This is a genomic window from Streptomyces sp. bgisy027, from assembly GCF_057710365.1.
In genome coordinates this window covers 229,079-239,350 of sequence record NZ_JBYIVZ010000009.1, presented here as the reverse complement: position 1 = coordinate 239,350, position 10,272 = coordinate 229,079, and the positions used below count along the sequence as shown (strand labels likewise).

Here is a 10,272-nt window from a genome sequence, read left to right as displayed (position 1 = left end):
AAGAACTGGAACACCACGTCGTTCGTGATGTCTACGGCAACTGGTGGCGTCACCGGGTACTTGGGCGGCAGTGCTCCAGTGGTGAACAGGGTTACTTCCCTGATGAGCATGGCGCGTCTCAACCGCTCACTGAAACGGATAGAGGAGTCGGTGAAGAAGACGCGGAACCTAGAATGACGAAGAAGACGAGACTGATTCTGATCTCATTGCTCCCGCTAGCTGTTCTGATCGTGATTGTCACTCAGCTCGCGAGAGCACTGGGAGGTCCGGTCGCCGTGGTGATGCCCCCGCTCTTTGCCATCGGTGTGGCTGTCGTGCTGGGGAACATAGTCAGACGGAAATCCGGAGGCGATGAGTGAAATGTCTCTGGCGAGCATCGAACTCATTACGTCTGTGGTCGATCCACCTCTGATTCTCTTTTTAGCGAGTCAAACTGTACTCCGGCGGTGTTCCTGTTCCATTTTCTGCGGGATCGCAATCGTGAGCCCTGGCATTTCGTGACGGCTCATCAGTTCAACTGATGGGGTCGTTTCGGTTGTTATGGCTGGATGACGAAGTCACAGCCCGTGGAAGTGGCGTTAACCTCGATCTTGCATGAGGGTCCGTCAGCTTGCTGACGGACCCTTTCTGCTCGTTCGGACCGGGGATTTCTGCTTTCGGGCAGGCTGATGGCCCGGTTGTCGCGTCGGGTGGGCGCCGGGTTCCACTTCACCGGTGTGGTGGTGCGGTTGGTTGAGGTGGGTGAAGTGGCTGGTCAGCCGGGGTTCGGCAGGGCGTGGAGCCGGTCGATCGCGTGGGTGATGACGTTGCTCCAGGGCCATCGGGCGGTGAAGCGGAGCCGGTGGTGACGAGTTGGGCGGCGGCGGAGAACAGTCGCAGGCGGAGCTTCTTGGGTTCCCAGCGGCGGGTCTTGCCGGTCAGTGCGAGCATCGGCATCCAGGCGAGGAGGTCGAGTGCGAGGGAGGCGATCTCCAGCCAGATCTGGTTCTGTGCGGTGTCGTGCAGGGGCAGGTTGCGCAGGCCGGTGGCGCGGGCGGCGCGGATGCGGTCCTCGCAGCGGGCCCGCCTGCGGTGACGCAGTTCGAGGTCGAGCTCTGGCCCCGCGCAATAGCTGCTGTCGCGGGCTGGGCATGAACGCCTCGCCGGGTGCCCCCTGCAACGACCGGCGCCTACGCGAAGCAGTGCAACATCACCTGAATCGGCGGAACATGCGGCTAATTGGAGCAAACAGGACGGCGGGTACGGCGAGATGCGCAGCAATCTTCAGCGCTGACGCCGCTGAACCTGCATTTGAGGAGCGCCCGTTGTCCCGCCGTCACGCCTCGCTGCTCACCCCGTGCTTGCTTGTCGTCCCGCTCCTCGCGATGTCGGTTCCGGTACTTGCCGCCGAGCCGGCGCATGTCGCTGCCGCACCGGTGGCCCTCAAGCAGGACTACTGCCGTATCACCGGGTCTTCGACCACGGTGTGCGCAAAGCCCCGCAAGTCCGCGAAGCCGCTCGGCACCGCGTACAAGGGGGACACCTGCACCGCGCATGGCCGAGCCGAGGGCGAGGGCATATGGGTGAAGGTCACGATGAAGCGCACAGGGGGCGCCGGGTACGTGCACTCGTCCCTGGTGGCTTGGGGCAAGGGGGCGCTGACGTCCACCGGCGGGTGACCGGACCCCGCGTTTGTGCCGTTGCTCTGGAAGCGCCGCTCGTCTTCTCGTCGGGAAACTGATGTCCGTGAGAAGGGACTCGGGATGTGCTCCGTGCTCCGTACCGAAGGGCGGAGAATGGGCGGTTGCTCGTCATCCGAGCTTGGACACGAAGTCCGCTGTCGTCTTCCTGCGTCTCTCGGCCACCCGGAACCCCATGCGGTGCCCTCCTTCCGCGATGGTCAGGAGACGTCCGTCCGACCGCAGTTCGGCAGAAGCCGTGCCCAGGTCGGCCGACCGCAGGAGGCCGGTGGGGGTGTCGAGGAGCCTGTTGTACGCGAACACCAGGATCCGGCGTTCGGTGAGGACGACGAAGCAGCCACGGACCGTGCGCCATGCCGCGGGGGTGTGGGGGCGGCCGGCTGGGAACACCACGATCGCGGATTCGGCCTCGTCGAGGAGCGCTTGCACCCGGCTGCCGTTCTTCCATGACTGTCCGCTGTAGTAGATGAGGAAGAATGCGCCGAACCAGAGGGAGAAGAAGACGGGGTCGGAGCTGAGCCCGAGGGTTTTGTACAGGGCGATCACGAGCAGGGGCACGATGGCGCCCAACCAGATGATCAAGATGATGCGGGCACGTATTCCGCGCCTCGCCGCCAGTTTGACGCGTACGTCGATGTCACCCATCGGGCACTCCTTTTGGGAACCTGGGGCCGGAGCGCGGTAGCCGGTACGCACAGGCCCCAGGGGTGGTCAACGGCGCCCGACGCTCGCCCAACTGACGAACTTGGCGATCCCGACAGTAGCTACGCCGGCGGCTGCGTTGGTGCCGCAGGCCTTCCACCTGTCACCCCAGGAGGATTCGTTGTAGGACTCCTCGACCAGGCCCCAGGCGCATCCGCCGATTGCGGCGCCTGCCCACGGGTTTCCGGTCACCACGGTCACGGTGGCCCCGATTGCCGTTCCCAGCGTGGCGCCCAGGACGCTGCCGATGCTCCAGAGACCACTGGGGTCGATGATGTTGGTGGGGTCGCCGGTCGCGTACAGGTAGGGGTTGGCTTCGAGGCCGGCGGGGTCGGGCTGGGTGAACCGGCCGATCTGCGGGTCGTAGTAGCGGGCCTTGAAGTGGTACACGCCGGTGGGGTCCTGGTAGCCACCGGTGTACCGGAACGGCTGGTGGACCTTCTCGGTGGCGTCGGTGATGCCGTTCGGGCTGTAGTAGTACCAGTTGACCTTCTCGCCGCGTTCGCTGACCACGGCTTCGACCGAGCCGAGCGTATCGGTCAGGTAGTAGTACGCCTTGCCGCCGGTGCGGAACGAGTTGAGGTTTCCGTTCGGCTCACGCGTGAAGTTCGTGTCCACCCTGGCCTTGGTCTGTGCCGAGAGGCCGACCGGCCCGTGGTGGAACAGGGTGTCGCCGAACTGTGTGCGCTCGGACTGGTCGGTGGACGCGTACCGGGCGGTGAACTCGCTACCCCCTGTGGTGAGGGAGGTCATCTGAGAGAAGTCGTTCCACGCGCTCGTGCGCGTTGCGTCGGGCAGAGGCTGGGCGGCGGTCTCGTTGCCCGCCTTGTCGTGGGACCAGCCGGTGGTGTCGCCGTTCACGGCGGTGATCTGCGAGGCGTCGTTGTAGGTGTAGGTGGTGCCGCCGGGGCACGTGTCATCCGCTGCCGCGGCGCGCGAGCCCGGGAGGTTGCCGTTCTGGGAGGTGAGGTTGCCGGCCTTGTCGTGGCAGTACAGCCAGCTGTTGTTGGTGTCGCCGGTGGAGGTGTTGGTTTCCTGCGCCTGCCGCAGGCGCCCGGCGGTGTCGTACGTGTACGTCCGCTTCAGGTTGTCCACGTGGTCGGTGCGGGTGCGGATCTGAGTGCCGTCCTTCGTGACACCGCCGCTGGTGTAGGCGTACGAGTAGGCGATGTCGATCAGGGTGCCTTCCAGTTCGGAGGTCGCCGTGATCCTTGTGGCGCGGTTCGACTTGTCCCGCGTGATCGTCTCCACGGTTCCGCCGGGGAGCGTGGTCTTTGTGCGGGCGTCGTTCGCGTTGTACTCGTACGTGGTCTTCTTGCCGTCCGCGGCGGTGAGCGAGGTGAGGCGGTTGACCTCGTCGTAGCCGTACGTCACAGTGCCGGACGGGTCGGTGTACGACTCGACGTTGCCCTCGGCCTTGTATTCCAGCACGGTCTGGGAGCCGTCCTGCAAGGTCCGTACAGTTTCGCGGGACAGCGGGTCGAAGTCGTACTTGGTGAGGCCGGTGGCGTCGGAGCGCTGCTTGAGGTTGCCGTCGCCGTCCCACGTGTATTCGGACCACCCTGTGGGGCCGTTGACCTTGGTGATGCGGTCGCGGTGGTCATAGGTGAAGGTGACCGCGGTACCGCGCCCATCGGTTGCGGTCTTCACCCGGCCAGCGTCGTCGTACGCGTACGAGGTCGCGCCCAGGGGGCTGGGCGAGGTGACCTTCGTCAGGTTGCCCTTGGCGTCGTAACTGAACTTGGTGACCTTTCCAACTGCATCCTCGACCGTGCACCGCTGGCCTTCGAAGCCGCCGCAGGTGGTGTCGGCGGGGTTGTAGGTGAAGGTGCGGGTGCCGCCGTCCGCGCCGGCGACCGTCTCCTTGGTGGTGTTGCCCGCGTCGTCGTAGCTGTAGGTGACCTCGACCCCGTCCGCGCTGGTGATCTTCCCAGGGACGTCAGCGCCCGCGATGGTCTTGTAGCCGGTCAGCGACGCGGTGGCGCCTGTGGGGAGCTTGAGGGAGGAGAGGTTGGAGCGGGCGTCCCAGCCGTAGGCGGTGACGTTGCCGGGTTCGCCGCCCACGCCCATGGCGTCGGTGGCGGTCTCCAGATTCAGGTTGGCGTCATAGGTGCGCTCCCGCGTCTTGCCCAGGGCGTCGGTGACCTTCGTGATCTCTCCGTCCGCCTTGTGCTCGTACTTCGTGGCGTGCCCGGCGGGGTCGGTGACCGTAGTGGTCCCGGCCTCACCCTCACCAGTCGTGTACGCGTATGTGTAGGTGGGGCCGGTCTCGCCGGAGCCGTCGAAGGCGGTGGCCCGTTTCATCGAGGTCACGCGGTTGTCCGCGTCGTAGGTGAAGACCGTCACCCGGCCCTCGGGGGTAGTGATCTTCGTCAGGCGGCGGTCGGAGTCGTAACCGAACTCGGTGGTCTTGCCCTCGGTATCCGTGATCTTGGCCAAGTCGCCGGAGGGGTTGAGGTCGTAGACGACGGTGCGGCCCGTGTTGTCCTTCGCCTGCCACTGCGCCGCGTCCGTTTTGACCAGGTCGACGAAGCGGCCCGAGCGGGAGTCGGTGAGTTTGAAGCCCTTGTGCTCGTCGCCTTCGTCGTGCTGGTCGATCAGGATGTGGCCGCCGTTGCGGTCGGTCACCTTCACCAGCGTGCCGGACGGGCTGTAGGTGTCCTTCATGCCCGAGCCGCGGTCGGTGACGACGTACTCGCCGCTGGAGTTCTTCTCCAGGTCCAGCCGGTACCCCTTCGGGGCCGTGTAAGCGCCGTCCGTCTTCTCGGTGAAGGTCACGGACCCGCCGGTGGCGTCATAGAGCACCACCTTGCCCTCATCGTCGAGGATCTGCAGGTACCGCTCGTAGTTCGTCCACCAGCGCTGCGACACCTTGCCCCACGGTGCGTCGAGCGAGTTGTAGGTGTGGGTGAGCTGCATTTGCTTGCCGACGCCGGCGAGCTGGAGCGCGGTGTCCGCGAGCATCAGGTTGCCGGTGGAGTAGTTGACCCGGACGACCAGCGAGTCGGTGACACGGACGTCGGAGATCTGGTGCCACGGCACCGCCCCTTGCCCCTTGGGCACGTAGGCGGCAAGAGCGTCCGCCTCAGGCGCCCTGCGCTCGGCACTGCCGGTTGCCTCCGCTCTGGCTTCCTGGGCGGCCCGCCACTGCGCGACCAGTGCCGCAACCTTCTCCCGCTGGGTGCCGGGGGCTTTGGTCTTGCCGACCTTCACCGGCGGCATCTTCGCCTTCTCGTCGCTTTTCCCCCACACGGTGCCGGGCTTGTCCGGCCCGGGATCCGCCAGCGCCGGAACGGCACTGGCGGTGAGGGCCACAGCGGCTGCGGCCGCCACGGTGGCGCGTCTTGCCTGGATCCGGGTGCGTCTGCGTAACGTACGTATGGCTCTGGAAGACACCTCAATCCCTTCGCTGTTGGGCAGCGGGCACGGGGAGCAGACAGGCGGGCATGGGTGAACGGCCCGCACGTGCGTGCAGCAGAGGGGGATGGTGCGGGCCTGACGTGCCCTGTGTGCTGCTCCCCGTGCCGGTTCAGGAACGCGTCCGCCGGATGCCCGCATGAGCAGCGGCTACGGCCGGGTGATCCCCTCAGTGCCCCAATGGTGCGTATGCCGCTGACCTGGACTGGCGGAAGCGGCGGCCACCATAGGCAGAAGGGCGGACACGCAGGCAAGGGCCGCAGCGGATCTTGGCGGAGGAGCAGCGGCCGACCGGAACCGAGGCTCGAATTGACGTTTGAGGCTGCTGCTCAGCAGGCGAATCTGCGTGACGGCTGTGAAGTGGAGGAATCTCGTGGTGTCATGCACAAGGCCGGAATGACCGATTCTCGCCGCCCAGGGCCGGACAGCTGACGCTGGGGACCTCCGACGGCATACGGCAGAGAACTGGGCGGGTTCCCATGTCCACTTGGGAACCCGCCCAGTTCGCTGTGTCGGGTCGGCTATGAGTCGGCCTGCGGCGTTGCCAGCCGGTAGGTGCGCGGGCGGTCGCTCACCTGCTCGGCGATGTTCTGCTTGACCAGTTTGTCCAGGGCGTTGGCGATGGCGCCCGAGGACTTCTCGATGACACGGCTGATGCCCGTGGCGGTGAAGCTTCGCCCGGGTGCGCTGTCAGGTGGTTGATGACCATCTGTCGCAGCGCTCCGGGTGCGAGCCGCGTCTTCTCGCCCGGCAGGGCGTTCGCTTCCACCGGGGCTGTCGGCTGCCGCTGCGGGGCAGGGGCGTCCTCGGCGCTCGCGGCGTCGTTGTCCTGCGTGTGATGCGGGCTGTCGTCTGCGCTGCCGTCGTCTTCGCTCTGCTCGGCGTCCGGCGCGGGAGCATCCGGGGCTGCATCGGCCACCGGCACGCTGGCGGCGTCTGTCCTGTCGCCGTCTGCCGAGGCGGAGGTGTTCGGCGTGGCCTCGTCGGCCGGGGCATCACTGTTCGGGATTTCGGCGCTCGGCTCCGGGGCGTTGGAGGCGGAGTCGGTCGACTCGGCGGTCACGGTTTCCTGGCCGCTCTCTGCGTCCTTGGTGGTGCTCTCGCCGGTGGGCGCGGCGCGCCAGTGGTCGGGGGTGCGGCGGGGGCCGTCGTGGCCGCCGGGGGTGCGGATAGCCAGGCGATGTTCCTCCAGGGTGACCAGGGCCTTGCCGGTGGTGGAGCGGCCCAGGCCTGCGGCGAGGGCGAGCCGGCTGGTACTGGACGTGTACGGGGAGGACTGCGCTCCCAAGGGCGAAGCGATCACCTTGCGGCGTGCCCGTTACCTCCTGGTGCACGAGGACAAGAACTGGACTGAGGCCGCGGTCGTCCTGAACACCGAAGGGCTGCTGACACGCTCGGGAGTCCCCTGGTCCAGGGAGAATCTCCGGGCGCGCGTGATGTCCCGCGCGGTACTCGAAGGAGTGCAGGTGTTCAGGGACCCGCATTCCAAGGACGCGCGATCCGGGCGCGGCACCAAGCTCGACAGGGACGGCAACCCCGTATTCGGAGACACGGTCGTCATCAAACTGGACGAGGTGTTCACGGAGGAAGAAGTCCGTGAGTTGAAAGAAGCGACTGCCCGTATCGGCACGCAACGGGCAGCGCGTGAGCGCTCGCGTGCCTATCCGCTGTCCAAGCGGATCGTGAGCCGATGCGGCGCCCACTACGTCGGACAGATCCAGACCATCACAGGAAGGCGCAAGTACATCTGCGCGGGCAAGCAGTCCCGCCACGCAGGGGGCCCGGTGTGCGGCTGCAGTCAGATCGACGCGGAGAGGATCGAGCAGGAAGTGTGGCGGCGCATCAGCAAACTCCTCAAGGACCCGGACGCGTTGATCGATCTGGCTCAGGAATGGGCTGATGTCACGCTCGGCGCCCGAAACGGGCACGCCGACCGTATCGAGGAACTCGATGCCCAGATCGCCGTCCAAGAGAGGGCGATCGCCACAGTGATGTCCGCGACAGCAATCCAGGCCGCACAGCAAGGGCTGGATCAGGACGCCGCCACCCAGATGGTGACCCAGTCCACCGGCCCCATGAATGCCGAACTCGGTCAGCTACGCAAACTCCGAGAGGAGGCCATCGCATGGCAGCGCCAGAACGAAGCCGCCGAGCGCCGAGCGAGGGACCTCTATGCCCTCGCCGAACGAGCCCGTGCCCAGATGCCGTTCATGAACGAAGCGGAACGGGCAGACGTCATCGATCTCATCGATCTCAAAGTCACCCTTCAGGGTCCCGTCCCGGTACGCAAGGGCCGCGCGGGCTGTGCTGTGGGCGCGTGGTTCAAAGAGCGCGGCCTGCTCGTTCCGGTCGAGATCCCCGATGCGGCGTGGGCGGTCATCCAGCCGCTTGTCACGAAGACCGGCAGAGGATCGGGAAAGTCCACTGATCTTCCGGCCCGTGACTCCGTCGAAGCGATTCTCTGGAAAGCGCGGACGGCGAAGACGTGGAATGAGGCCGCTTCCCGTCTGAACCATGGAGTGGGCAAGTCCCTCATGGGCCGCTGGACCCGCTGGAACGCGGACGGCACCTGGGAGCGCATCGTGAAAACCCTGACGGAGTCCCTGGCGATTCCGGCCGTTCCGGTGCCCGAACCATCGAAAGAGCCGCCGCTGCCTGACATGCTGGTCGAGGGCGTGGTCGACCCCCGCTTGTTTCACACGGACGATGACGGTGACGATGAGGATGACAGGGACGGTGAAACGCGCGATGGAACGGTCGCGTCGAGTACCACCATGAGTTGGCAGGCCGCGATGACGGTGAGCGCGATACCGGGATGTCCCTGCCGGCGTGCCGCACCTGGTTTCTGATCTTTGATCAACTGAGAGGTTGTCACTATGGGTCCCCCACAAGTGCCTTAGTGAACGCTCGCGTTCACTGTCGCGACAACCGTAGTGAGTCCCCAGTATTGAACGCAAGCGTTCACTCGTATTGCCGTCGCGCGGCATGTCCCCCTATGTGCCGCGTGGCGAGTTCCCAGTCCCCGGAATCCCCGCTTCCCCTGTTTGTTGGAGACGCTCAGATGGTTACCTCGCGCTGGACGGCCGCCCCCGCTCGGTCGGCCTCTCTCCGTCGGCGCGGCGCCGTGCTCGAACGCGCGATCCTTGAAGCCGCACTGGAGCAACTCAGTACCGTCGGCTGGAACGGCCTCACCATGGAGGGCGTCGCCGCCGGTGCGCAGACCGGCAAGGCCGCCGTCTATCGTCGCTGGCCGTCCAAGGAGGACCTCGTCGCCGACGCGTTGCGGGCCGGGCTGCCGAACTTCGAGTCGCCCCCCGACCTCGGCAGCGTGCGCGAGGACCTGCTGGCGCTGTGCCGCCTGGCGCGTGAGGCGATGTACTCGCGCCCGGGATTCGCCTTGCGCTCGGTGATTCACGAATGCGACACCCTCCAGGCCGAACGGTTTCATGGGGTGATCTTCGAAGGTGTCGTGGAGCCGACGATCGCATTGCTGCGTGAGGTCATCACCCGCGGCATTGAGCGGGGAGAGGTGCGGGGGGACGCGGCGAACGGCTACGTCTTCGACGCCATCCCGGCGATGATGATGTACCGGTCAAAGATGTGCGGGAGTGAATGGGAGGACCGGGATCTCGAGGAAATGATCGACCACCTCATGGTCCCGCTGCTCCGTCCGGCAGGTGGCTGACGCATCGCTTTACCGGCCCGGAGATCACTTCTGGGAACCAGGGTGTCGAAGCGAGTTCCGGGCGGCGTAGGCTAAGGGCGCCATGCCGTACGAACCGCCTACTCACACCGTCGAGCGCTCCCTTCGAGCCACGACCGGAGCGAAGATCATTGCCGGTGTCGACGAGGTGGGGCGCGGCGCCTGGGCCGGACCTGTCACCGTCTGCGCGGCGATCACCGGACTGCGCCGTCCCCCCGAAGGACTCACCGACTCCAAGCTGCTCACCGTCAAGCGCCGCAACGAGCTCGCCGCGGTATTGCGGACGTGGGTGACGTCGTACGCCCTTGGGCACGCCTCTCCGGAGGAGATCGACGAACTCGGGATGACCGCCGCGCTGCGACTGGCGGCGTGCCGTGCCCTGGAAGCCCTTCCGGTCCGCCCCGACGCCGTGATCCTCGACGGGAAGCACGACTATCTCGGGGCTCCCTGGAAGGTCCGTACGGTGATCAAGGGCGACCGGTCCTGCGTGGCTGTCGCGGCGGCCTCGGTGATTGCCAAGGTTCAGCGCGACAAAATGATGGCCGAACTGGGTATCGACCATGCAGACTTCGGTTTTGCGGACAACGCCGGGTATCCGTCGCCCGTGCACAAGGCCGCACTGGCGGAGCGGGGACCCACCCCGTACCACCGGTTGTCGTGGGCGTATCTTGATGCGCTGCCTCAGTGGCAGCACCTCAAGAAGGTGCGCACCTGGGCGGACGGAAGCGTTCCGGAGATCGAGGGCCAGCTCGGCTTCGATTTCTGACGATT

At 66.2% G+C, this 10,272-nt stretch carries 7 protein-coding genes and 3 pseudogenes; 5 read left to right on the top strand and 5 right to left on the bottom strand.

Going from position 1 to position 10,272, the window contains the following annotated elements; genetic code table 11:
* On the top strand, nucleotides 1-359 hold a 359-nt coding region (locus AC3ETA_RS12540), incomplete at its 5' end, for a hypothetical protein (RefSeq protein ID WP_488187635.1).
* Between the two features lie 395 nt (nucleotides 360-754).
* On the opposite strand, the pseudogene AC3ETA_RS12535 reads toward AC3ETA_RS12540, so the two are convergent.
* Nucleotides 755-1,098, bottom strand: a pseudogene (locus AC3ETA_RS12535) (transposase); the annotation flags it as partial.
* Nucleotides 1,099-1,304: 206 nt separating this feature from the next.
* Here AC3ETA_RS12535 and AC3ETA_RS12530 point away from each other — a divergent pair.
* Nucleotides 1,305-1,658 (top strand): SH3 domain-containing protein, encoded by a 354-nt coding sequence (locus tag AC3ETA_RS12530; protein ID WP_432192921.1) that lies wholly within the window; start codon nucleotides 1,305-1,307, stop codon nucleotides 1,656-1,658.
* Between the two features lie 132 nt (nucleotides 1,659-1,790).
* Here the strand turns inward: AC3ETA_RS12530 and AC3ETA_RS12525 are convergent, their stop codons facing one another.
* The 3 genes from AC3ETA_RS12525 to AC3ETA_RS12515 form a co-directional block, all read right to left on the bottom strand.
* Nucleotides 1,791-2,324 carry a hypothetical protein gene (locus AC3ETA_RS12525; RefSeq protein ID WP_432192920.1) on the bottom strand — a complete coding sequence of 178 codons (534 nt, stop codon included), beginning with the start codon at nucleotides 2,322-2,324 and terminating at the stop codon, nucleotides 1,791-1,793.
* Between the two features lie 66 nt (nucleotides 2,325-2,390).
* Nucleotides 2,391-5,714, bottom strand: a complete 3,324-nt coding sequence (locus AC3ETA_RS12520; protein WP_432192919.1) for an RHS repeat-associated core domain-containing protein — start codon at nucleotides 5,712-5,714, stop codon at nucleotides 2,391-2,393.
* Nucleotides 5,715-6,369: 655 nt separating this feature from the next.
* Nucleotides 6,370-7,086, bottom strand: coding sequence for a hypothetical protein (locus AC3ETA_RS12515; RefSeq protein ID WP_432192918.1), 717 nt, complete (start codon nucleotides 7,084-7,086; stop codon nucleotides 6,370-6,372).
* 148 nt (nucleotides 7,087-7,234) lie between these two features.
* Between AC3ETA_RS12515 and AC3ETA_RS12510 the strand changes: the two are divergent.
* Nucleotides 7,235-8,368, top strand: a pseudogene (locus tag AC3ETA_RS12510) (recombinase zinc ribbon domain-containing protein); the annotation flags it as partial.
* 149 nt (nucleotides 8,369-8,517) lie between these two features.
* On the opposite strand, the pseudogene AC3ETA_RS12505 reads toward AC3ETA_RS12510, so the two are convergent.
* A pseudogene (locus tag AC3ETA_RS12505) lies at nucleotides 8,518-8,673 on the bottom strand (MFS transporter); the annotation flags it as partial.
* A 186-nt stretch (nucleotides 8,674-8,859) separates the two neighbouring features.
* Here AC3ETA_RS12505 and AC3ETA_RS12500 point away from each other — a divergent pair.
* On the top strand, nucleotides 8,860-9,483 hold the full coding sequence (locus AC3ETA_RS12500) for a TetR/AcrR family transcriptional regulator (RefSeq protein WP_432192928.1): 624 nt from the start codon (nucleotides 8,860-8,862) through the stop codon (nucleotides 9,481-9,483).
* 82 nt (nucleotides 9,484-9,565) lie between these two features.
* On the top strand, nucleotides 9,566-10,267 hold the full coding sequence (rnhB, locus tag AC3ETA_RS12495) for a ribonuclease HII (RefSeq protein ID WP_432192917.1): 702 nt from the start codon (nucleotides 9,566-9,568) through the stop codon (nucleotides 10,265-10,267).
* Nucleotides 10,268-10,272: the final 5 nt, after the last annotated feature.

Coding starts and splice junctions, on each gene's coding strand:
- rnhB (WP_432192917.1), top strand. CDS start 9,566: ATGCCGTACGAACCGCCTACTCACACCGTCGAGCGCTCCCTTCGAGCC.
- AC3ETA_RS12525 (WP_432192920.1), bottom strand. CDS start 2,324: ATGGGTGACATCGACGTACGCGTCAAACTGGCGGCGAGGCGCGGAATA.
- AC3ETA_RS12500 (WP_432192928.1), top strand. CDS start 8,860: ATGGTTACCTCGCGCTGGACGGCCGCCCCCGCTCGGTCGGCCTCTCTC.